This window comes from Streptomyces sp. NPDC087901, from assembly GCF_044742205.1.
In the GTDB taxonomy this organism is placed as follows: Bacteria; Actinomycetota; Actinomycetes; order Streptomycetales; family Streptomycetaceae; genus Streptomyces.
This window is the reverse complement of the sequence record NZ_JBIUUC010000018.1, coordinates 1-19,993: the sequence shown is the minus strand read 5'-3', so window position 1 is coordinate 19,993 and position 19,993 is coordinate 1. Positions and strand designations below refer to the sequence as shown.

The window sequence follows — 19,993 nt, the reverse complement described above, 5'->3', positions numbered from 1 at the left end:
CCTACTCACCCCTCCCGCGATTTCGGGTCAAAATACCACTGGGGCACCCTCCCGATAATCGCTTCGCCCCCGCGGATCAAGGCGTCATAGGCTCCAGGACATGCACAGCACCTTGACGGAGCACGCCCGGTGTCTCTATGGAGACGAGTTCGGACCGACGCCTGAGTGCGACCTCGACCACCGGGAGCACTACTTCGTCGAGGAACTGACTTTCGCTGACGCCGATTCGATCCTCGCCATGCTCCGTGAGCTCTGCCCTCACGTGGTCGATGGTCGTTTGCCGGTCTGGGTTCGCAACCTGTCCTACCGGTTGGTGCTCCTGCAGCGACCTGATGAGCCAGCGCTGATGCGCGAGGCTGCCGAGAACTTGTGGCTGCACGGACCGGACTGGGATCGCGTCGCGGCGGACCTGACGAGGCGCGCAGACGCCTTGGACGCCGGCTGAGTTGGGACGCGGTGTTCATGGAGCGAGCCGGAGACTGATCGAGGCCAGCGATCAGGCACGAGTTGGCGGCGCGACACGCCCGGATACTCCCGGACGCCGAGATTGTTGCCCACTACTTTTAGCAACTCCGCCCACGATCGGCCCAGTCGGTCCGTGAGCTGGGTAGTTCGGATAAGCAGGCGTGCTCATGGATGCAGGTGGTTCCGTAGGCGCGGGCGCAGGTGCCGACGGAGAGTTTGCGTCGTTCGAAGTGGCCGAGGAAGTCTTCCCATTCGGCGTCGGTGGGAGTGCGGTACTCCTCGGCGGGGCGTAGTGCTCTTCGGCGGGAGATGAAGGCGCGGTGAGCCTCGATGGTCTCGGTGGGGTAGATGGCTAATGGTGGAGTCGGGTATTGGAACTGTCCGAATGCCCTGCCAACGGAAGGCAGAAGGCCGAGCTAAGCCGGGCGCCCAACGCATGCCCTATCGGTCTCGCCCCATGTCCTCGTCTGGCATCGACCACTCAACTGGATCGTGGGAAGTACGGACTTCGGTGGGCAATCCAGCGAGTTCAAACTCGTCAATTTCAAGATCCAGTTGACAAACCGGGCACGAGAACCCGAGGGGATAGAGCATCACGGCCCAGTCCCCGGTGTTGTAGTCCGTGGGGTCACCGTCATCCTGCCGATCGACGGACGTATTGCCCCACAGCCGCCCCTCCATGTTGCAGGCGGGGCACGGCGCCGACTCCTCGTCGCTGTCGATCCACGCTAGCTCGGCAGTGAGTCGGGCCAGATCCCGTACGTCCCACGCGGGGCCGAGTCTGGAGGCGAGGACATTCTTGGCGTTGACGATCTTGGCCATGTAGGCGAGCTTCAGCTCGTCCGCGCGCTTCTGAAGAAGCTCGTCATGAAGGTCGCGATAGAGGCCCCAGAAGTCCGAGTGTGTGACGCCCAGCGAGACGAGCAGGGGATCGATGACGCGGATTGACGTGATCAGATGCTTCCGCACCTCATCTGGCTCGTGTGCGCCGAGGTGAGAGACACCGTTGCGCGCGTTGAGGAGTGACTTGAGCACGTCCATCTTGACAGGGATGGGTGGCTTGAGGAGCTGATTGCAGCGCTCGAACGCCGCGGTTGCTTGGATGGTCTTACTGCCAGCCATGGGGGTGGATGTTAGTGCCCCATGGCCTGTGGCATGCAGTAGGCCGGCCAGGTCGTTGGCGTCCACCACCAGCGCCGGGTGATAGGAGGACAAGAATGCCTTGAGCGCGTGCTCAGTGGCGACGCCGAAGTGGTGGACGGCGAAATCCAGATCGCTTCCTCGGGTGAATGCTTCCAACCCTGCTGACATCCAGCGGCGGGAGGAGGCTATGAGCATCTCGCTGTTCATGCGGCCTGACCATACAGAATGAGGAGGTCAAGGTCTCTGCCGCTGGCTCACGTCGGCGGCGTAGGCGGCCCAGTCTCCGCCTGAGGCCTTCTGCCACTGGACGGCGACTTGGATGTGGACGCCGAGCATCCGGGCAAGGATCGCGGCAGGAATCTCGGTGGCGAGGGTGAACAGGGCCGTAGAGCGGTCCTGTTGGGGTTGAATCCCGATCTTGTGGAGGCGCTGGCCGATCCGGTCGTCGCCGAGGGGCTGTCCGGGGCGGCCTCCGGGAAACAGCCATGGGACGTCGTCCGGGGTGCCGATCTTGGCTTTGCCGCAGCGGGTCGCGATGAGTTCGCGGATTAGGGATGCCAGTGGCTCTGGAAGGATGATCGGCGAGGTGCCGAACGCGATGGCGACGGTGTCGTCGGTGATGTGGACGTCGCTGACCGTGAGCTGGCTGATGGTGGCGACCTTCTGGGCGTAGAGGATCAGCAGCAGGCCGGCGACGCGGTCCGGGGTGGGCAGGGCGTCGTCGTGGAGGAGGCGTCGGGCGTCGGCCCAGCGCTTCTCGCTGTCGATTGTGCCGAGTGGGCCTGTCCAGCGGACGGTGCTGTAGGTCAGGCCACGGGCATGCCTGTGCTGTACCGACCAGCGGACGAAGTGGCCTGTCTCGTCGCGGTAGCTCGCCGTGGGGCCGGCCATCCACCGTTCTAGGTCCGCCTGGGTGCAAGTCCCCAGCGTCAACCCTTTGCCGGGGAGCCAGGTAAGGAGGTTGTCGGCCGCGGTGACGTGGCAGCGCACGTTCAGGTCCTGGAGGCGGGTGGCGTGCCCTTCCCCGAGGCGCCGACGGAGTCTGCGCAGGTGGTGCCAGACGGCGTAGGCGTGCAAGATCCGGCGTTCAGTGAGGTCAGTGCGGGCCTGGACGGTAGCGGTGATCCAACGCTCCAGCGCGACGAAGCGTTCGTCGCGAGGTGGCAGTGCGCCGGTGGCGACCATGACGCTGCGGAGATGTGCGAGGACCTTGCTCGCGGGCAGCTCGTCGAGCGTTTCGTGTGTGACGGGTCGTTCGTCGCGGCCGATCTGCTGGAGCAGGATGCTGACCTTCGAGCTCGATAGCCAGAACATGGTGCTGGTGGGGCGTTCGGCTCCGGACAGTGCCTCGTAGAGGGGGACGAGGTCCTGCCGGATCGTGCCCGTGCTGTCGCCCAGGAGGTTGCGTACCAACTGGTCGAGCGTGCATCGCTGGCAGGGGCGGGTGCTGAGCTGCCATGTGGTGCGGCAGACCGGGCAGCGGCCCCAGAAGTCCGGATCCGGGTTGGTGCACTTCGCGCACAGGGGCGCGTCCCAGGTGCCGCCGCGGACGTGGTCGACGGTGCCGCAGCTGCTGCATAGTGTCCATCGCAGCTGGCATCGGTTGCACCAGGGTTCGTCCGTGACCCGGGAAATCTCACAGGCCGCTGTCCGTCCGCAGATGCCGCACTGGGTGGCGGTCCTGGGCCGGCAGTTCGCGCAACGGGGTCCGTCGGGAAGGCGGACGGCGACTTTCTGGCGGCGCCCGCAGCTGCGGCATTCCTCCAGGTTGACGGGGTCGCTGACGAGGCAGTTGGGGCAGAGCGGGTGCCCTTCGGCATCCCGGGCGGCGGGCTCGCGGACGGCTCCGCAGCGGGTGCAGGGCACAGCCGAGTTGCGGGCGAAGCAGTTGCGGCAGACCCGTTTGCCGTCCAGCAGCTTCGACAGTGCCTTGACCTCCTGGGTTGATTGGTGCTGATTTTGCCGTCCGTGGCGTCGGTGACGGCGTCCAGGGCGGTGTCGGCGATGGCGGCCCGAGGGTGGGGCAGGGCCGCGAGGGCGGGGCCGATGGGCGGGAAGAGCGGCAGGTCGGCGGTCTCGTGGTAGTTGACCCACTCGATCACGCCGACCTCGCGGCTTCCGTCGGGAAGCTCGTCCAACTCCTGCTCGGCGAGCGTTGCGCGGGTGTCGGGGCTGATATGGAAGCGGTAGATCAGGTGGAGCTTGCGCGGTATCGAGGTCGGGCCTGGGCGGGTAACGCGCTGGTCGACAACCCACACCAGGTCCCCGCCTTCGGCCTGCGCGGTATCGAGGCAGAGTTCCTCGGCGAGTTCACGGACGAGTGCAACGTCGAGGTCTTCGCCGTCCTCGACGTTGCCGCCGGGCAAAGCGGGCGGGTTCGCTGATTTCTGGCCGCTGAGTCGCGGGAACCTGCGCGTGGGTTGGCGACAAGTCGCTCTGGACGGACGAGTTTATGGCCACCCGCCTGTCATCGATGAGACCTCCGAAATTGGCTCTGGCCGGATCTACGTGAACGCTCCTGTAGGTTCTTCCGGACTCGGCATGGGCGGTCCCCGGCGAGGGCAGAGGAAGTGATCGTGGCTGACGAGCGGCTTGATGCCGAGTGGCTTCGCGCCTGGTGTGAGCAGGCGGATGCAGCGCTCGCGAAGCTGATGGAGTCGTTCGAGGCCCGGTACGGCTTCGAGCCGGGCAGCAACGTGATCGTGCCCGCTTCGGAGGTGAGCCGGCACGCGACCGACTCGCTCGTGGACCTGACGCCGATTCCCTCAGACCTGACCACGATGTACTGGGTGATCGACGAGGTCTCCTTGCCCGATGTGGAGAACGGCTACTTCGTCCACCCGGCCTCATTGGTCGCAGACCACTTCCGCGAGTACGGGGCCGTCCGGATCGACGGGGAAGAGCCAGGCCTGGTCTTCGCCAGCGACGGGGGTGGCTGTCTGTTCGCGCTTGCAGGCTCGGGGCGGATCTGGAGGTCGACCACCGCCTCGTGGTTCGATCAGTTCGACCTTTCCGCAGGCAGTCTGCAGGAGTTCTTCGAGGGGCTCTCTCGGCAGATCAACGACCAGCTCTGACAGATGGCCGAAGGGCGGGCCGGCGCATGCTGCAGTCCCGGCTCTCCTTCGAGGGCGTAAACGCGCAGTGCCCCTACCTGCTGCGAGTCACACTTGCGTGCGAGGAAGGTCTCGTGCGGGTGATCTGGGCAACGCCTGCCGCACTACCGCATCCGGGATCAGTTCACCGAGCATGCGGAAGATCTCTTCTCTGGCGGCCGCTGCCGCGCTGCTCCTGTCGGTTCCAGCGTCCGCGGATGCCGCGCGCCCGGAGGGCGGCGTCGTGCAAACGCACCGGTGCGCGACGAGCCGGGACTACTGCGTTGTCGTCGAGTACACGCAGGCCTCGCCCCACCGGGTGCCACTGGTCATTGCTCACAAGGTGTCAGGGAGGAAGAGGCACTCGTACTGGGCGCGGTGGACCTACCAGAAACCTGGGAAGGGTGTGAAGGCCAGCCGGTGGAAGAAGTCCTCCTGGACGGGCGACAACGGCCGCGCACCCGGCGTCGCGGTTGAGACCCTCTGGGGGCACACCGGCCGCGCCAGCGGTCCGAAACTGCCCGCGAAGGCATTGGTCTGTACACAGTTCAAGGGCTCCACGAAGAAGGCCTGTTACCGGCTTCCCTGACCTGGAGCCTGAGGAAGAACCAACCGAACCGCCCGTGCGGGCGGCCAGGTTTGTCCCAACAGGCGTGTCTGCCCTACGGTGCGACTTCGTACTTCACGACGGTGTCTGGGCAGGCCTCGGCGAGCTTGTTCAGGGCGGCCCGTTCCTTGGTGTCCGCGGCCAGCTTCCACCGCAGTTTTGTTCCGACCCAGTCCGCGCCGTACACGCATTGCGCGGAGGCGGCCGGCGGCAACCACTCCGCCGGGTCGCGGTCGGATTTCTGTCGGTTCATCCTCGCGGTGACGGCGACAAGCGACCGCTCGGCGTCGAGATCGTTGGCGTACCGCTCTCGGCGGCCCGAATCCCAGTTCGATGCCCCGGAGTCCCAGGCCTCGGCGAGCGGCACGACGTGGTCGATGTCGAGCTTGGTGGCGGCGTCCACGGTGACCTCGTCGTAGTACGACAGCCACTCACCACCGGTCAGCGCACACCGGGCGCCCTGCTCAGGTGCCTTGACGGCCTCGGCGAGCAGAACCTCCTTGCGGGTGTCACAGCTGTCCTTGTCCGCGTCGATCCACAGGTGGAAGCTGTCCCGCTCGTAGCCGACGCGGTCCTCCGTGCCGTCGGAAAGCTTCGCGATGGCTTCGGCGAGGGTCAGATCGCTGCCACCCGCGGGCGCGCCAGGCGCCGCGGACGCGTTCCCCGTTACGGAAGCCTGCGTCGAGGGCTTGGCGTCGGACCCCGCCGGGGTGGGGGAGCATCCGACGACTGACCCGATAAGGAGGGCGGCGGCGATCGATGCGAGGCGGAGTGCTGGCACAGGTGCTCCTACTGGTCGAGGGGTGACGGGCCCTCATGATCGCAGGAACAGACCACCTGGTGACAGGCGGTCATGTGTGCAGGTAGTAAGCCCCTTCGCTCGGTGGCTGCTCCGTGATGGGATTCTGCCGGGCCGGGGCCAGCAGGGGGTGGTCGTGCGCGATCGCTCCGGCTCCCTGCTGGAGCATCAGCGGGATCTGGTGCTTCATGCATAGGAACGTGCCGGTGACGTTGACACCGAGTACGCGGTCCCATGTCTCTTTGGTGAGGTCGCCGATGGGCTGGACCGGCTGCTCGACGCCGGCGCCGTTGAAGGCGACGTCCAGGCGTCCGAAGGTCTGGATGACGGAGTCGAGGGCGGCCTTCACCTGGTTCTCGTCGGTGATGTCACAGGTAAGGGGCAGGGCTTGCCCGCCTGCTTCGGTGATGAGCCGTTCGGTTTCCTTCAGGCCGGTCGTGGAGGTGTCGCGAGGGCGACGCGGGCGCCTTCCCGGGCGAACGCGAGGGCGGTGGCGCGGCCGATGCCGGAAGCAGCTCCGGTCACGAAGGCGACCTTGCCGGTGAAGGTGTCGTTACTGGCGTTCATGGCGGTGTCCCTCGGGGGTCGGTGCGTTGTCCGCCGTCCCGTGCGGACGGCGGAGGGCGGTGGCGGGGGCGTTCCGGCCGGACCCGCTCTCTGGTCCTGTGGCTACTGGGCGGTGTAGCCCCCATCGACGGGCAGGGCGACGCCGATGACGAAGCTCGCGCCGGGGCTGCACAGCCACAGCACGGCTTGGGCCATCTCGTCGGCCGTGCCGAGCCGGTTGATGGGCTGGTTCGCTTCGGCTTCGGCACGGTCGAGTTCCCCCTTGGCGATCATGTCGCTGACCATGGGGGTGTCGATGGTGCCGGGGCAGATCGCGTTGATGCGGATACCGCGCGGGGCGTACTCCAGGGCGGCGCTGGTGGTCAGGCCGATCACGCCGTGCTTGGAGGCGTGGTAGGCGGCGCGGCCGGGGATGCCGACCAGGCCCCCGAGGGAGGAGCAGTTGACGATCGCGCCGCTGCCCTGGGCGCGCATGTGCCGCAGCTCGTGCTTCATGGAGGCCCAGATGCCGCGCAGGTTGATGGCGTGGACCCGGTCGAACTGATCGGCGTCCTCTTCGGCGGCGTCGGTGGGCGGGATCTGGATGCCGGCGTTGTTGTAGGCCATGTCCAGGCGGCCGAAGGTCTGCACCGTGCGGTCCACGGCGGCGGCGACCTGGTCCTCGTCGGTGACGTCACAGGTGAGGGCCAGCACTCGGTGGCCTTCGTCGGTGAGCTGCTGAGCGGCGGCGGTCAGGGCGGTTTCGTTGACATCGGTCAGCGCGACGGCGGCGCCTGACTGGGCGAAGGCGCGGGCGGCGGCCAGGCCCATGCCGGAGCTGGCTCCGGTGACGAAGGCAACTTGGCCGGTGAAGTCGTAGGTGGGGTTCATGGACGAGGGCTTCTCTCCGTGCGAGGGGCGAGGGCAGTCAGATGGCTGGCTCGATCGTGATCCGCTCGGCCTGGGCCAGCTCGTCGGCGTCGGCGTCGATATGGCCGAGGATGAGCAGGTCCGAGGAGGCGGAGGGGCCGTCCTGGTAGTAGAGGGCGAGGTTGCCCCAAGGCGCGTAGTAGGCGATGTCGCCGACCTTGGGTGCGGACGGCTTGGGGGCACCGTCGGTGGTGAGTTTGCGCGGCGGGTAGCCGATCCGCTCCGTCCCGTGGAAGTCCTTCAGATCCAGGGTGAGTGGGAGCAGGGTCGCCAGGTCGCGAGCGGCGGGGCTGTCGTTCAAGGTCGCGTCGACGGCTCGGCCATCGAGGGTGACACGGATGTCCATGGCAGTGTTCCTGTCGGCGGAGGAGAACGCGGACGGTGAGAAGGAGTCCGGTGCACCGTTGGAGCATGCGGCCAGCGTCAGCAACAGGGCGGCAGCCGGGGCGGCGCGGAGCAGAGCTCGTCGGGGTGCGGAGGGCATGGCGTGGTCCGCTACATCACTCGGGCAGGGGTTCGGCGTAGTGCCGGAACCCGTTGCGGTCGGTGTGGATGGCGTACAGGCGCTCGGCCAGGGCGTCGGGGCTGGAGTGCTCGGCGTCGGGGCGGATGGCTCCGGGGATGATCAGCTGGGCCGTGTGGATGTTCTCCGGCGCGAGCACGTCGTGGAGCATGGCCGCATACGCGCTTTCGGCGGCGAACGCGATGGAGGTGCCGGCCACGGCGGGGTTCGGGCGTACCGCGCTGGAGCCGTTGACGAACAGCAGCGTGCCGCGGCCCAGGGCCCGCATCCCCGGCAGTACCGCGTTCACGGCGGCGATCGGGCCCTTGACCGAAAAGGCCAGGGGGGCGTCCAGATCGGGGGCGGTGGTGTCGAGGACCGGCTTCATGAAGTCCGCGCGGGGCACGGGGCTGTACTGCAGGACTTCCACAGGGCCCAGGGCGGAGGCGGCTGCATCGAGTGCCGTGGCGAGGGAGGCGGCGTCCAGGACATCGGCCGTGAAGCCGTGCGCGGTGATGTTGTCCCGTTCCAGTTCCGTGCACAGCTGGTCCAGGTGCTCGCTGTTGCGCGAGATCAGGGCGACGCTGTGGCCGGCGCCGAAGCGGCGGGCGGTGGCCAGGCCCAGGCCGGGGCCGGCGCCGATGAGGGCGTACGTGGTCATGATCAGCTCCAGAAGGGGTGCGGGGGCGGGCTGCCCGGCCTTGCGACAGGCCGGGCAGCCCGGACAGGGGTGGTGGTCAGAGGGTGAGCATGGCCTTGATGGCGCGGCGCTCGTCCATGGCCTTGTACGCCTCGGCGGCCTCGTCGAGGGGGAGGGTGAGGTCGAAGACCTTGCCGGGGTTGATCTTCCGCTGCCAGATCAGGTCGATCAGCTCGGGCAGGAACCGGCGTACCGGGGCGGGCCCGCCGACCAGGTGGACCTGGGAGAAGAACAGTTCTTCGCCGCTGAGGGTGACGTCGTGGTTGACCCCGACGAAGCCGACGTGCCCGCCGCCGCGGGCCGAGCGCAGGGCCTGGTTCATGGACTCCTGAGTACCGACCGCTTCGACGACGGAGTGGGCGCCCAGGCCGCCGGTCAGCTCCTTGACCTTCGCCACGCCCTCGTCGCCGCGCTCGGTGACGATGTCCGTGGCGCCGAACTCGCGGGCGAGCTTCTGCCGGGGCTCGTGGCGGCTCATCGCGATGATGCGTTCGGCGCCGAGCTGCTTGGCGGCCAGGACCGCGAGCAGGCCGACCGCGCCGTCACCGACGACCGCGACGGTCTTGCCGGGTCCGGCCTCGGCTGCGACCGCGCCGAACCAGCCGGTGCCCAGGACGTCGGAGGCGGCCAGCAGGCTCGGGATCAGGTCCGCGTCGGGCATGCCGGGGGTGGCCACCAGGTTGGCGTCGGCGTGGGCGATCAGGACGCGCTCGGCCTGCGTGCCGGCCTGGAAGGTGCGGTGGATGCAGGAGGACGGCCAGCCGGAGCGGCATGCCTCGCAGACACCGCAGGCGATGACGAACGAGCCGACCACGAACTGGCCGGGCTTGATGGTCGTCACCTCGCTGCCGACCTCTTCCACGACGCCGACGTACTCGTGCCCCATGTGCACGGGGCTGTCGACGGCCTCGACGCCGCGGTAGGGCCACAGGTCCGATCCGCAGACGCAGGCGGCGGCGAGCCGGATGATCGCGTCCGTCGGGGCGGTGATCGTCGGTTCGGCGATGTCTTCCACGCGGACGTCGCCGGGAGCGTGCAGGATTGCAGCGCGCATGAGATGTACTCCTGGATTTCTTTCTGGGCCGGCCGCGGAGGCAGCTGGCTTGAGAGGGATTGGCAGGGAGCAGACCGGCGGGACTGGTGATACGTACGAGCATCACCGCTTTACCGCCTGTTTGCCTGGATTGCCTGCTCCGGGTGGGTTGCCTTCCCGGTCGGCCGCGCCGACCGGGCGGGAAGGTCTCAGTCTTCGGTTGCGCGGTGGCCGCCCGCGACGACGGTCGAGGCGGTGCGGCGGCGCTGGATGAGGGCGATGGCGATCACGGGGATCAGGGTCAGCGCGGCGATGACGGTCCCGATCACGGCCGGGCCCGTGGCTCCCAGTGAGGAGTCCAGGGCGCGGCCGGCGAACCAGGAGCCGATGGCCGTGCCGACGTTGAATGCCGAGACGGTGAGCGCCGAGCCCAGGGTGGGGGCCTTGCCCGCGAAGCGGACGCCCAGGGCGATCAGCACCGGATTGGCGCCGAGCCCGAACAGTCCCAGCAGGACGACCAGCGCGGTCGTGAGCGCGGCCTGGCCCGACAACAGGCAGATCGCCAGCAGCAGGACCGTGGTGACCGCGGGGGCCACGATCGTCGTCAGGTGAGGACGCTTGTCGCCCAGGCGGCCTCCGGCGAGAAAGCCCGCCAGGGCACCGATACCGAACCCTGCCAGGACCAGCGGTACGAGGCCGGCGGCCAGGTGGGCCCGGCCGGTCAGCAGGGGCGAGATGTAGGTGTAGGTCGACATCACGCCGCCAGTCGTGGCTGCGCACGCCGCCAGCACCAGCCACAGGCGCCCGGAACGCAGGGCGGACAGCTCGGAGCGGACCGACGTCGGCGCACCGCTGCGGCCCTCGTGCGGGACGTGGCGTGCGATCAGCACCGTGGCGGCTGCTCCGAGGACCGCGAGGGCCCAGAACGGTCCGCGCCAGCCCATCAGCTGTCCGGCGAAGGCACCCAGCGGCACCCCGACGACGTTGGCGAGCATCGCACCGGCGCCCACCACGCCCAGCGCGCGGGAACTCGCGGCAGGGCCGACGGTACGAGACGCCACCACGTTGGCCACCGCCCAGAACGCCCCGGTGGCCAGCGCCGTCAGGAACCTCGCCGCCAGCAGCAGCGCGAAGCTGGACCCCAGAGCCACGATGACGTGCCCGGCCGCGAAAATACCCAGGGCGATGATCAGGGTCAGCCGGCTGGGCAGGCGCAGCGTGAGCATCGCCATCAGCGGCGCCCCGACGATCATCCCGACCGCGAACACCGTGATCAGCAGCCCGGCCTGGGCCACGCTGACCTGCAGGTCTCCCGCGATCTCCGGCAGCAGGCCCGCCACCACGAACTCGGTCGTGCCCATCAGAAACGTGCCCAGGGCCAGCACGTAGACGACGAGCGGAAGACGGGACCGTGAACGCTCACCGCCTTCGGCCCGCAAAGCGGCGGGGACCTGAAGGGTCCCTCCTTGCGTACTCATACTTTCAACTCCGCAACGGCTTGACTTCGGGGTGCACACACCACAAAACCGCCACTGCCGAGGTTGAGAAAGGCTGCGTTTATCGGGGGTACAAGCTCAACCCCCCTCCCGCCGGATTCCGGCCGTAACGTGGAAAGCATGGAAAGCAGCCCCGACAACCGCGACGACATCCGCGACTTCCTCGCCCGCCGGCGAGCCCAGCTCACCCCCGAACAGGTCGGGCTGCCCACCGGCGGACGGCGCCGGGTGCCCGGGCTGCGCCGCGAAGAGGTCGCCGTCCTGGCCGGAGTGAGCACCGAGTGGTACACACGCCTGGAAAAGGGCCACATCAGCGGCGTCTCCGAGGACGTCCTGGACGCGGTGGCCCGCACCCTGCAGCTGAGTGACGACGAACGCACCTACCTGTTCGACCTGGCCAAAGCCGCCCAGCCCAGCAGCCCGGCCTCCCGGCGCCGCCGCAAAGCCGTCGACGTCCCGCCCCGCGTGCAGTGGCTGCTGGACTCCATGACCCTGTCCGCGGCGTTCGTCACCAACGGCCGCCGGGACATCGTGGCCTCCAACGCACTCACCCGCGCCCTGTTCGCCCCCATGTACGCCAGCCCCACCACGGCCGAACACGGCCGCCCCAACTACACCCGTTACCACTTCCTGGATCCCAGCTCACGCGACTTCTACGTCGACTGGGAAAAAGCCGCGAAGACCACCGTCGCCGTGCTGCGCGCCGAAGCCGGCCGCTACCCGAACGACAAGGCCATGCGCGAACTCATCGGCGAGCTGTCCACGCTCAGCCTCGAGTTCCGCACCCTGTGGGCAGCCCACCACGTACGCGTCCACCACGGCGGCGTCAAACGCTTCCAGCACCCCGACGCCGGCCCCCTGGAACTCACCTACCAGCCGCTGGACCTACCCATCTCTCTCCAAGAAGCGCACTCCCTGACCATCTACACCGCAGAACCAGGCACCCCGGACGAAGACCGGCTCAAACTCCTCGCCAGCCTGGCAGCCACCCGTTCCCAGGAGACGGCGGCGCCCACCAGCGAGAAGGATCTCGGCACCCGAGCTCCGTGACAATCACGGACCGCCGAGTCTGCGCCCAGCCGCCCGGTGACTACGCCGGAACGCACCGCGCCTGTCAGAAACGGTCCTTTGCCCGAGCAAGATCAAGGACGGTCGACGGAAGCGGTCCGAAGCGCGGATTCACTGTCAGAACTTGTTCTCACTCAAAAGTGGGACCAGGCATGTTCTGGGAATTGTTTGTGACAGTATCCAGGGTCATGACGGACCCTCAAACCGCACTCGTGTCCGAAGCGGACGACGTCGAGCGCCACCCATGCCCGCGCTGTGACGCAGCGCCAGGCTCACCCTGCCGCTCGCGCTCCGGCGCGGTCGCTGGGACTTATCACACAGGCCGCTTCACGAAGGTGCCCCGGCTCGCGAAACTCCTGCGCGTGCCGACCCCCGCCGACCGCGGCCCCGGGCAGTCGTGGCGGCCCGGCACTCCCGTGCCCGCCCCCGTCGATCCGGGCACCCCGAGTGCGGACATCCGCATCGGGTACGCGAGGTGCTCCAGCCTCACCCAGGAACTCCAGTCGCAGCTCGACGCGCTCGCCGGACACGGCATTCCCCGGGACAAAATCTTCGCCGAGAAGATCAGCACCCGGATGCGGGTCCGCCCACAGTTCGAGGCCGCGCTCGCCGCCGCGAGGGAGATCAAGGCGCACGCCCCGCACTGCCGGGTGATCTTCACGGTGAACGAGATGAAGAGGCTGGGCCGGGACGCCGCAGAATTGACCGCGCTCGCCGACCACCTCACCGCGCACGGCCTGGTCCTGGAGATGCTCGCCGGCCCCCTTCAGGGGATGTACGACCCCAGCGGGCCGGGACGTCTGCTGTTCGGGTTCTTCGCGGCGATGGCGGAGACGGAACGGGAGAACATCCGGGAGTCCACCCTCGAAGGGCTCGACGCCGCCGCCCGCAAGGGCAACCACGGCGGCCGGCCCCCGGTCATCACCGACGACATGCTGCACACCGTGCTCCGCCGCCGCGCGAACGGCGAGACCGTCGAGGACATCCAACCCGACCTGCTCATCCCCACTGGCAAGCGCAAGGGGCGGAACCCAAGCCTCTCCAGCATCTACCGGGCACTGGCCGAGCACGAGAAGGCCCAGGCGTACCCGGAGGCCGTCGAGACGGCGCACGCCGACTTCGCCGCCCTCCAGCAACGCGACCGGAGCCCCGTGTAGTCACTCAGCGTTACATGTCTGGTGGCCGTAGCTCTAAGCGACTGACGCCGGTAAGACGAGCACACCTGCGGCCACTATTGCGCCCGTACGGGGAGCCCTGGTCCCGCCGCGGGGTCCGGGGGCGGAACCGGAGTTCAGACTGGACGCGTCGCTCCCGCCGCGATGCTCTCCGCGCTGGGATTCTGCTCGGCATGATCTACCGGTACGGTCGCTGCCCCGATTCGGTCACCGTGGGCCACCAGTGCCTGCTGCTCGTGGGCCTGGGTGGCTCGATCCCGATCGAGGTCGTCGTCGGCCCCAGCCAAGAGGTGGGTTCCGGATGACTCGAGATGTGGTCTCCAGCGTGGTAACGATCGCGGCCGAGAGCGGTGGCCCGTGGTCCTGGGGTTGGGATGCCTTCGTCGCCCTCGGCACCCTGGGCCTTGCGGCGGCCACGCTGGTCCTCGCCGGGTTCACCCGCAGCCTCGCTTCTCGCACGAAATCCCTGGCCGAGGAAACCGCGGCCGATCAGCGCGCCCAGTGGCGCCCCGTGCTCTTGCCCGGACGTGAGGGGACCATCAAGAACAGGAAGTTGTCCGTGGAAGTCCGCAATGCTGGTCGGGGCCCCGCTCTATTCGTTCGAGCCCAGCTTGAGGGGAGTGTCGTTCTGACCCGTCCCCTTGACTGGGGAGGTGGTGCTCTAGCCCCCAGCGACATCCAGCAGGTCATCTTCGAGGACGTGCGGGACCACTCAGTCCCCGTTCAGCTTCTCCTCGACTACCGGGACTTGGCTGGCCGGTCTTACTCCACTTCGATCACTCTCATCCGCAGGGGGGAAGAACGCGTGTACGCCTACGACGTCCGGTGGTGGGAAGCCCACACAGTCACAACAGAGGGGGACGCCTTTTACCCCCAACCCGGGACGACCGACGTCTCCCCCGAGGGGCAGAAGGGGCAGCCGCGACTACAGGACAAGCTGAACAACAAAGAGGGAAATTGGTGACCTTCATCGGGCCCGCGCGTCACGGTTCGGCGATCAGCGCAAGTGGGGTAGCTTCACCCCAATCAACCTTGGGATGGAAAAATGGGCGGCATGAACCCGCAGGATCCCTGGCCACGCCCTCTTGGCGGTGCTGGCGACGGTAGGCGCTTCGGACCGGACCTGGATCTGACACAGGAACACTGCCGCTGTCTTTTCCTCAGCGGCAGTAGGTTCTTCGCCGCTCATGCCCGTCTCGAAGACGCAGTGATCTCAGAGACTGTGCACAACACGCCCGAGCCGACCGCACTGGAGGAGGCGTCTAGCTACATGATCGAAAGCGCAGAAGCTCTTCGCGCTGGTCTCTCGACCGTTCACTCGCGGCGTGGAGTGATCGAGGAAGTTCCCGAGGGACGGTGGCAACGAGCATACTTTGCGACCCAGGCGGAGGGCCTGGACACCTTGGCCGCAGTGGCCGATGAACTTGCTGAGCTATTTGCTGGCCCCGGACTTGGGGAAGAGGCACGCCAAGGCGAACTTCAAGAGAGCCTATGGCATTCCGGCACCAATCACCGTGTGCGCACGGCCAGCATCGAATACCTCCGACACTTTATGTCGTTGCTTGACCACCACATTGGCGTCGTCGAGGAGACGAATCGCTAGAGCAACGTACTTGAAGCCCGATCCTAAGGGCTTGCCGGGAATCAACACGCTGGTTTGATCTTGGTTTCGTCAGTGTCGAGGAACCTGGCGACATCTTCCGGTGTGTGGAAACGGGCCGTTGAGGCGGTGAGGTGAACACCATGGGCTTCCAGAAGCGGGCGGACGTCTTTCGCTGCGCGGCTGATGGTCATGGCGGTGGTGTTGAAGAGCTGGCCCAGAAGATGCATAGGTGCGAGTTTTCGCATGTGGAGCACGGTGGCCAGGACCCGGTCGGCTGAGGTGAGCTTGGCTTTGGCACCAGCGCCAGGGGCAACCAGGCGCTCGTGGCCTCGGCGCGCACGGAGCACTTGCTCACGCTGAACCTCCATCTCTGGAGTCAACGCGTCGATGACTTCGCTGAGTTGCTGGCGGGTCATTCCGGTCAGTTCCGGGTTCTGGAGTGCATACCGTGTGAGGTGCGAGGGTCGGTCCGCCAGGGCCTCGTCCTGTGTGCTGATGGTGGTCGCCGTGTCCGTCGGGCGCTGGGGGTGGAGGGTGTAGTTTCCAGTCGCCGTGGAAGCGGTGGCGGGTGATGGGCAGGGCTGCGATCTCGTCGTCGCTGATGCGGATGCCTGTGGGGTACTCGCCGCTGTCGAGTTCGGCCTGGACGATGAGGCCGGTGCGGCTGGTGGTCGCGGCGATGGTTTGGATCATGACTTCGTGGCTGGTCAGGGGCCTGCCTCGCCAGTTCATGGTGATGTGGGAGAACAGCCGGTGCTCGATCTTGTTCCACTTCGAGGTGCCGGGCGGAAGGTGACACACCGTGATCTCAAGGCCGGTCTCGGCGGCGAGATCGGCGAGCTGGGTCTTCCAGCCGCGCGTGCGGTAGCCGTTGGAGCCGCCCAACGGCTACCTCGGGGTCACCGAGGAACAAGCGCTGCCGGCCTCCGCCGGAACGAGCTGGATCTCTCACTTCACCAACATCAACGCCGTCGGCACGTTCCTCTGGGCAGAAGACCAGGTACTGCGACTGTGCTTCGACCCCATGTTCCCGGAGGACCGCTGGGGCGCCGAGCCCGACGAACTCCTCGACGTGATGCGACGGATCGGATTCCATCTCGAGGTGGAAAATCCGGAACCGGACTTCTCCCCACAGGCGGCGTTCGCCCTGGCAGAACACCTGACCGGCGTTGCCCTCACCCCGGCACTGCTCCAGGACACGACGTTCACCTGCGTCACCGTCCAGACTCGGTGACATCCTCCCTACGTACTCCCAGGTCCGGGCCCGTGGACGTGGTGTGGATGATGGCGCGGTGACGAACATCAGTGACGACCACGTGAAGGTCCACTTCCGAATGGACATAGACGAGGACGGCTGGCCGCCGGCGAGCGTCGAGAGCCTATGGGCAGTGGACCTCGGCGACGGCACGGTGCGGCTCGACAACACACCGTGGTTCGTCCGCGGCGTCGCCAGCGGAGACATCATCCAGGCGGAGCTCGATGGCGACGGTGTTCTCTGGGCCGGGAAGACGGTCCAGCCGTCTCAGAACTGCACCATCCGGCTGATCGTGCTCAAGGAGAACGGCTCAGCCGCTGCCCGGCAGAGCGTGCTGGAGGTCTTTCACCGTCTCGGCACGACCGGCGAGGGGATCGAGCAGTACCGGATGGTTGCCTTGGATGCCGCGAATCCGCAAGCTCTTGGAACACGGTGAGGCAAAGGGGTGGTGGCACTGGGAGGAAGGGTGTGTCACCGCTGCCTGGGAAGCCACGGCTCTCGTTTGATGGAGGCTACGGAGCTGCCTGGGGCCTCATAAGGAGTGGCCGCGCGAGGGGGCAGTGCTGTTCGATTGCGAGTCAAGGAATTGCTGTCCCTTCGACGGGGGTACGAGACGTGAACGAGCGGGCCATCATGCTCAACGAGCTCTCACAGGGGCTGCGCCCGCTGTCTCAGGGCATCGAATGGGTCGATGGTCTCCCGCCAGAGGAGCAGGTCGACGTGTTGCGGCTCTTGTGCCAATACTGCGTACAGGCCCGTGCCACTACCGGGGACGGACCGGAGAGCATCCGCCGTGCCGGACTCCGCCCTACCCATACGCCCGCCGTCCTGATCTCACGCGGCCGGATCAACGAACAGCTGGGGAAGATCGCCGGCCTCGCTCCCCTCGACGAACGACAGAAGGCATTCCGACTGTTGGTCTCAGTGCTCGCGATAGCCGATGGCCGACGCCGCGAGCGCTTCTGCTCCAGCGGATGCGGCCACGAGTGGCACAGGCTGTCGGCTGCTGGCCCGGAGGGATCCCGCATGGCGCCGGGGCCCTGGGGCTCACCCCTGCCGCCCTCGCGGTCCGCGTGGCAAGATCGCCGGATGCTGAAGCTCACCGATTTCATCATCGACTGCCCCGAGCCCATGAAGCTCGCGGCGTTCTACGCCGAGGTCACCGGCGAACCCGTCAAGCGCGACAGCGACGACAACTGGGCCGGCATCAAGTTCGGCAAGATCGAGCTCGCGTTCCAGCGCGTCGACAACTTCCGCGCCCCGAACTGGCCCGACGACGAGCACCCCAAGCAGTTCCACCTCGACTTCGAAGTCGACGAGTTCGAACCCGAGGAACAGCGCCTCACCGCCCTCGGCGCCACCCTCCGCAAGGACTTCGTCGGCGAGGAGGGCTACGGCTGGCGCGTCTACACCGACCCGGTCGGCCACCCCTTCTGCCTGTGCCGCAACAGGCGCGTCCAGTGGATCGACGGCGAGCCCGTCGGGCTCTGACGGACACCGGATGGGCCCGGGGGCTCCGGGCATGGCCCCGGCGAGTACCTGGATCGCCCCACCCTGGGGTGATTGATCTCGATGGCGAGCCCCGGAAGCAGATGAACACGGCACCTGTGGATCATGTAGTTCTCTACGCTGCAAGATCCACGAAGGTGCCGTGTTCGTTCCTCCATCATCTCCTGTCGCTGTCCGTGCGCCTCATGCGCCCTGCCTGGAAGCTCTCCGCGAGGGTGTGGCCAAGGACCAAGTCCGTGGCCCGGTTGCCGAGTTCGAGTCGGTCACCGATCCGCGAGGGGCCTGCGGAGTGCGCTACCGGCTCTCCTCTGTCCTGGCCCTGGTGGTCTGCGCGATGACCCCGTCCGGCCACGACTCGATCACCGCAGCGGCGGAGTGGTGCCGACGTGCGACGCCGGAGGAGCTGGCCGCCTTCGGCCTGCCCTACCACCCGCTCCTCCCCAGACGGAACGGGGGTTCTGGCTCACTTTTCGTGGAGCGCTGACTGAGTGTGATGTCAGTGGTGTGTGGTGGGATGGCCGGGCTCTGCTGCCGTGACCTGCTGGGAGACCGCCTCCATGCCCGTGTACTCGTCTCTGACTCACGCCCTGGCCGAGGCTTTGGTCGATGTCCTGTGGTTCATCGAGGGCTGTGACGACGAGCAGATGGATCCGGACGACGCAGTCAAGGTCCTGGAGGGCGTCGGACACCTGGTCAGCAAGCTGTCGAGTGGCCAGCGGAGCGAGTTCGTCGATCTCTTGAGGACGATGGCTGAAGCTGAGTCCGACTCAGCGCGGCGGGGGTTCCTGGAAGGGTTCCCTGAAGGCTTCGGGCTCCTTGATGATGCGGTCTGACCTGTGGCTCACGAGTAGAGCAGGACGCGCTTGCGCAGGAGATCGAAGCCGGCTCGGCCGAACATCTGGCGCTTGAGCATCTTGATCCGGTTGACGTGTCCCTCGACGACGCCGGAGTTCCAGGGCAGGGTGAGGCCAGCGATGACTGCATCGCGGTCACGGTCGATGCCGGCGGCGAGGGTGTGCAGGCTGGGGAGGTCGTCTTGCCGGACGGCGTCGAGCCACTGCGGCAGCCGTTCGCCCTGGCGCTCGGTGAGCATCTGGCCGAAGGACCGGACGTGACCGGTGAGGGCATCGAGTTCGGGGCAGTGGACCATGCTTCGGCAGGTACGTGCACGGCGAGCAGACGTGTCACCGCAGACAGAATGATCAGCAGGTTGGCCTGGAACTCCTCGCGGGCCTGCATCTTCACCTGGAAGCGTCTGTTGCGGACTTCGAGCAAGGGCGAGACGTACCGCCCGCTCACCACGAGGGTGAGCAGGGCAGTCACTATCGAGATGAGCGCGGTCGTACCCCATGAAGGCATCCAGTCAGGCATGGGCGTGATTGTGGGCGCGCTCGCCCAAGTCAGCGAATCGGTCAACGTCGACAAGGGTGACGCTGCGAGGACGCCGTCATCGAGGGCATCGGCCTGTAAGCCGGCTCAAGAACGGGGCGTGCTCAGTGCCCGGCGGCATCCGTCGCGGACGAGCCGGCGGCAATGCTCTGAACCGCGAGCGCCAGGGCCGCATCTGCGGTCTCCGGAGGCATGCACCGGCGCATCAGTGCGGCCATCCCCGCCGGTCCGCGCTCCGCATACCCGAACGTCGCCGCCATACCGGCCCCGACGGACTGCTGAAAGAACGGTCGGGCGAACGGCTCGTCGCGGCGGTCGATAATCAGGTCGGCGAACGCCTCGGTCCACTGGGACTCGGGCCGGCCGACCAGCGCCTTGCGGACCGCGGCCCGCAGCTGCTCAACATCTGCAGTCGGCATGTCGGGGCAGCGCATCAGCACGGCCTCCACGAACGGGGACGGATCGGGGGACGGGTTCTGTGCCATGCCAGGACAACGAACCGAAGCATCCCCGGGCAACGGCCCCCCAGGTGACCGCGTGCCAGCGCGACCAGAGGTCGTGTGAATCATGGTGCCCACCCCACGTAACTAGTACTGCAACGGTCTTTGGTGTGACTGGTGGCCAGGTTGGTCGTTGGGCTGGTTATGGGTGGGGATCTCAGTGATGTGAAGCGGTGGGCGG

At 67.3% G+C, this 19,993-nt stretch carries 24 protein-coding genes and 5 pseudogenes; 14 read left to right on the top strand and 15 right to left on the bottom strand.

Annotated features, from left to right (window positions below; genetic code table 11):
- Positions 1-100: 100 nt before the first annotated feature.
- A complete protein-coding gene (locus ACIOEW_RS36135; RefSeq protein ID WP_365536394.1) occupies positions 101-445 on the top strand; it encodes a hypothetical protein in 345 nt (114 codons plus the stop codon).
- Between the two features lie 461 nt (positions 446-906).
- On the opposite strand, the gene ACIOEW_RS36130 is transcribed toward ACIOEW_RS36135, so the two are convergent.
- The 3 genes and pseudogenes from ACIOEW_RS36130 to ACIOEW_RS36120 all read right to left on the bottom strand — a co-directional run.
- Positions 907-1,815 (bottom strand): hypothetical protein, encoded by a 909-nt coding sequence (locus ACIOEW_RS36130; RefSeq protein ID WP_401969303.1) that lies wholly within the window; start codon positions 1,813-1,815, stop codon positions 907-909.
- A gap of 27 nt (positions 1,816-1,842) precedes the next feature.
- Positions 1,843-3,021 carry a hypothetical protein gene (locus ACIOEW_RS36125; RefSeq protein WP_401969301.1) on the bottom strand — a complete coding sequence of 393 codons (1,179 nt, stop codon included), beginning with the start codon at positions 3,019-3,021 and terminating at the stop codon, positions 1,843-1,845.
- A 695-nt stretch (positions 3,022-3,716) separates the two neighbouring features.
- Positions 3,717-3,974: pseudogene (locus ACIOEW_RS36120) on the bottom strand (NUDIX hydrolase); the annotation flags it as partial.
- Positions 3,975-4,184: 210 nt separating this feature from the next.
- Between ACIOEW_RS36120 and ACIOEW_RS36115 the strand changes: the two are divergent.
- Entirely contained in the window at positions 4,185-4,682 is a 498-nt protein-coding gene (locus ACIOEW_RS36115; RefSeq protein WP_401969298.1) for a hypothetical protein, read from the top strand.
- Positions 4,683-5,106: 424 nt separating this feature from the next.
- Complete coding sequence (locus ACIOEW_RS36110) at positions 5,107-5,289, top strand: hypothetical protein (RefSeq protein ID WP_401969296.1); 183 nt, start codon at positions 5,107-5,109, stop codon at positions 5,287-5,289.
- A gap of 73 nt (positions 5,290-5,362) precedes the next feature.
- Here the strand turns inward: ACIOEW_RS36110 and ACIOEW_RS36105 are convergent, their stop codons facing one another.
- The 8 genes from ACIOEW_RS36105 to ACIOEW_RS36070 all read right to left on the bottom strand — a co-directional run bounded on the left by ACIOEW_RS36105 (position 5,363) and on the right by ACIOEW_RS36070 (position 11,295).
- Complete coding sequence (locus tag ACIOEW_RS36105) at positions 5,363-6,088, bottom strand: HNH endonuclease family protein (protein ID WP_401969295.1); 726 nt, start codon at positions 6,086-6,088, stop codon at positions 5,363-5,365.
- Between the two features lie 70 nt (positions 6,089-6,158).
- The gene (locus ACIOEW_RS36100) at positions 6,159-6,491 is read right to left on the bottom strand and encodes an SDR family NAD(P)-dependent oxidoreductase (RefSeq protein ID WP_401969526.1); all 333 of its coding nucleotides are present in this window, start codon (positions 6,489-6,491) and stop codon (positions 6,159-6,161) included.
- Between the two features lie 41 nt (positions 6,492-6,532).
- Entirely contained in the window at positions 6,533-6,673 is a 141-nt protein-coding gene (locus ACIOEW_RS36095) for an SDR family NAD(P)-dependent oxidoreductase (protein WP_401969292.1), read from the bottom strand.
- 102 nt (positions 6,674-6,775) lie between these two features.
- On the bottom strand, positions 6,776-7,543 hold the full coding sequence (locus tag ACIOEW_RS36090; RefSeq protein WP_401969290.1) for an SDR family NAD(P)-dependent oxidoreductase: 768 nt from the start codon (positions 7,541-7,543) through the stop codon (positions 6,776-6,778).
- 37 nt (positions 7,544-7,580) lie between these two features.
- Positions 7,581-8,066 (bottom strand): cyclophilin-like fold protein, encoded by a 486-nt coding sequence (locus tag ACIOEW_RS36085; protein ID WP_401969289.1) that lies wholly within the window; start codon positions 8,064-8,066, stop codon positions 7,581-7,583.
- Between the two features lie 16 nt (positions 8,067-8,082).
- A complete protein-coding gene (locus ACIOEW_RS36080; protein WP_401969286.1) occupies positions 8,083-8,745 on the bottom strand; it encodes an SDR family NAD(P)-dependent oxidoreductase in 663 nt (220 codons plus the stop codon).
- 76 nt (positions 8,746-8,821) lie between these two features.
- Positions 8,822-9,838: a zinc-dependent alcohol dehydrogenase family protein gene (locus ACIOEW_RS36075; protein WP_401969283.1), complete on the bottom strand. Its 1,017-nt coding sequence runs from the start codon at positions 9,836-9,838 to the stop codon at positions 8,822-8,824.
- A 188-nt stretch (positions 9,839-10,026) separates the two neighbouring features.
- Complete coding sequence (locus tag ACIOEW_RS36070; protein WP_401969282.1) at positions 10,027-11,295, bottom strand: MFS transporter; 1,269 nt, start codon at positions 11,293-11,295, stop codon at positions 10,027-10,029.
- A 138-nt stretch (positions 11,296-11,433) separates the two neighbouring features.
- Between ACIOEW_RS36070 and ACIOEW_RS36065 the strand changes: the two genes are divergently transcribed.
- From ACIOEW_RS36065 to ACIOEW_RS36045, 5 genes are all read left to right on the top strand, one after another.
- Complete coding sequence (locus ACIOEW_RS36065; protein ID WP_401969280.1) at positions 11,434-12,363, top strand: helix-turn-helix transcriptional regulator; 930 nt, start codon at positions 11,434-11,436, stop codon at positions 12,361-12,363.
- A gap of 380 nt (positions 12,364-12,743) precedes the next feature.
- A complete protein-coding gene (locus tag ACIOEW_RS36060; protein WP_401969278.1) occupies positions 12,744-13,538 on the top strand; it encodes a recombinase family protein in 795 nt (264 codons plus the stop codon).
- A 191-nt stretch (positions 13,539-13,729) separates the two neighbouring features.
- The gene (locus ACIOEW_RS36055; RefSeq protein WP_401969276.1) at positions 13,730-13,861 is read left to right on the top strand and encodes a hypothetical protein; all 132 of its coding nucleotides are present in this window, start codon (positions 13,730-13,732) and stop codon (positions 13,859-13,861) included.
- On the top strand, positions 13,858-14,520 hold the full coding sequence (locus tag ACIOEW_RS36050) for a hypothetical protein (RefSeq protein ID WP_401969274.1): 663 nt from the start codon (positions 13,858-13,860) through the stop codon (positions 14,518-14,520). Before ACIOEW_RS36055 ends, ACIOEW_RS36050 begins: the two co-directional genes overlap by 4 nt.
- A gap of 90 nt (positions 14,521-14,610) precedes the next feature.
- Positions 14,611-15,159: a hypothetical protein gene (locus ACIOEW_RS36045; protein ID WP_401969272.1), complete on the top strand. Its 549-nt coding sequence runs from the start codon at positions 14,611-14,613 to the stop codon at positions 15,157-15,159.
- A 41-nt stretch (positions 15,160-15,200) separates the two neighbouring features.
- Here the strand turns inward: ACIOEW_RS36045 and ACIOEW_RS36040 are convergent, their stop codons facing one another.
- Both ACIOEW_RS36040 and ACIOEW_RS36035 read right to left on the bottom strand, forming a co-directional pair.
- Positions 15,201-15,575 (bottom strand): hypothetical protein, encoded by a 375-nt coding sequence (locus ACIOEW_RS36040; protein ID WP_401969546.1) that lies wholly within the window; start codon positions 15,573-15,575, stop codon positions 15,201-15,203.
- A gap of 105 nt (positions 15,576-15,680) precedes the next feature.
- Positions 15,681-16,041: pseudogene (locus ACIOEW_RS36035) on the bottom strand (ISAzo13 family transposase); the annotation flags it as partial.
- Here ACIOEW_RS36035 and ACIOEW_RS36030 point away from each other — a divergent pair.
- From ACIOEW_RS36030 to ACIOEW_RS36005, 6 genes and pseudogenes are all read left to right on the top strand, one after another.
- Positions 16,031-16,393, top strand: coding sequence for a DUF6461 domain-containing protein (locus ACIOEW_RS36030; protein WP_401969270.1), 363 nt, complete (start codon positions 16,031-16,033; stop codon positions 16,391-16,393). The pseudogene ACIOEW_RS36035 and the gene ACIOEW_RS36030 overlap by 11 nt on opposite strands.
- Before the next feature lie 58 nt (positions 16,394-16,451).
- Positions 16,452-16,850, top strand: coding sequence for a DUF4265 domain-containing protein (locus tag ACIOEW_RS36025; RefSeq protein ID WP_401969267.1), 399 nt, complete (start codon positions 16,452-16,454; stop codon positions 16,848-16,850).
- A gap of 197 nt (positions 16,851-17,047) precedes the next feature.
- A pseudogene (locus ACIOEW_RS36020) lies at positions 17,048-17,398 on the top strand (DUF5958 family protein); the annotation flags it as partial.
- Between the two features lie 105 nt (positions 17,399-17,503).
- A complete protein-coding gene (locus tag ACIOEW_RS36015; RefSeq protein ID WP_401969524.1) occupies positions 17,504-17,905 on the top strand; it encodes a VOC family protein in 402 nt (133 codons plus the stop codon).
- 160 nt (positions 17,906-18,065) lie between these two features.
- Positions 18,066-18,368: pseudogene (locus tag ACIOEW_RS36010) on the top strand (transposase family protein); the annotation flags it as partial.
- 112 nt (positions 18,369-18,480) lie between these two features.
- Positions 18,481-18,756, top strand: a complete 276-nt coding sequence (locus ACIOEW_RS36005) for a hypothetical protein (RefSeq protein ID WP_401969264.1) — start codon at positions 18,481-18,483, stop codon at positions 18,754-18,756.
- 8 nt (positions 18,757-18,764) lie between these two features.
- Here the strand turns inward: ACIOEW_RS36005 and ACIOEW_RS36000 are convergent.
- Together ACIOEW_RS36000 and ACIOEW_RS35995 are read right to left on the bottom strand one after the other, a co-directional pair.
- Positions 18,765-19,064 (bottom strand): annotated as a pseudogene (locus tag ACIOEW_RS36000) (transposase); the annotation flags it as partial.
- A 352-nt stretch (positions 19,065-19,416) separates the two neighbouring features.
- Positions 19,417-19,797 (bottom strand): hypothetical protein, encoded by a 381-nt coding sequence (locus ACIOEW_RS35995; protein WP_401969261.1) that lies wholly within the window; start codon positions 19,795-19,797, stop codon positions 19,417-19,419.
- Positions 19,798-19,993: the final 196 nt, after the last annotated feature.

What these genes read in the sequence shown, in the direction of transcription:
- ACIOEW_RS36085 (WP_401969289.1), bottom strand. Translation starts at nt 8,066, where the DNA reads ATGCCCTCCGCACCCCGACGAGCTCTGCTCCGCGCCGCCCCGGCTGCC.
- ACIOEW_RS36050 (WP_401969274.1), top strand. Translation starts at nt 13,858, where the DNA reads ATGACTCGAGATGTGGTCTCCAGCGTGGTAACGATCGCGGCCGAGAGC.
- ACIOEW_RS36070 (WP_401969282.1), bottom strand. Translation starts at nt 11,295, where the DNA reads ATGAGTACGCAAGGAGGGACCCTTCAGGTCCCCGCCGCTTTGCGGGCC.
- ACIOEW_RS36080 (WP_401969286.1), bottom strand. Translation starts at nt 8,745, where the DNA reads ATGACCACGTACGCCCTCATCGGCGCCGGCCCCGGCCTGGGCCTGGCC.
- ACIOEW_RS36065 (WP_401969280.1), top strand. Translation starts at nt 11,434, where the DNA reads ATGGAAAGCAGCCCCGACAACCGCGACGACATCCGCGACTTCCTCGCC.
- ACIOEW_RS36040 (WP_401969546.1), bottom strand. Translation starts at nt 15,575, where the DNA reads ATGACCCGCCAGCAACTCAGCGAAGTCATCGACGCGTTGACTCCAGAG.
- ACIOEW_RS36075 (WP_401969283.1), bottom strand. Translation starts at nt 9,838, where the DNA reads ATGCGCGCTGCAATCCTGCACGCTCCCGGCGACGTCCGCGTGGAAGAC.
- ACIOEW_RS36130 (WP_401969303.1), bottom strand. Translation starts at nt 1,815, where the DNA reads ATGAACAGCGAGATGCTCATAGCCTCCTCCCGCCGCTGGATGTCAGCA.
- ACIOEW_RS36135 (WP_365536394.1), top strand. Translation starts at nt 101, where the DNA reads ATGCACAGCACCTTGACGGAGCACGCCCGGTGTCTCTATGGAGACGAG.
- ACIOEW_RS36015 (WP_401969524.1), top strand. Translation starts at nt 17,504, where the DNA reads ATGCTGAAGCTCACCGATTTCATCATCGACTGCCCCGAGCCCATGAAG.
- ACIOEW_RS36095 (WP_401969292.1), bottom strand. Translation starts at nt 6,673, where the DNA reads ATGAACGCCAGTAACGACACCTTCACCGGCAAGGTCGCCTTCGTGACC.
- ACIOEW_RS35995 (WP_401969261.1), bottom strand. Translation starts at nt 19,797, where the DNA reads ATGGCACAGAACCCGTCCCCCGATCCGTCCCCGTTCGTGGAGGCCGTG.
- ACIOEW_RS36090 (WP_401969290.1), bottom strand. Translation starts at nt 7,543, where the DNA reads ATGAACCCCACCTACGACTTCACCGGCCAAGTTGCCTTCGTCACCGGA.
- ACIOEW_RS36005 (WP_401969264.1), top strand. Translation starts at nt 18,481, where the DNA reads ATGCCCGTGTACTCGTCTCTGACTCACGCCCTGGCCGAGGCTTTGGTC.
- ACIOEW_RS36045 (WP_401969272.1), top strand. Translation starts at nt 14,611, where the DNA reads ATGAACCCGCAGGATCCCTGGCCACGCCCTCTTGGCGGTGCTGGCGAC.
- ACIOEW_RS36055 (WP_401969276.1), top strand. Translation starts at nt 13,730, where the DNA reads ATGATCTACCGGTACGGTCGCTGCCCCGATTCGGTCACCGTGGGCCAC.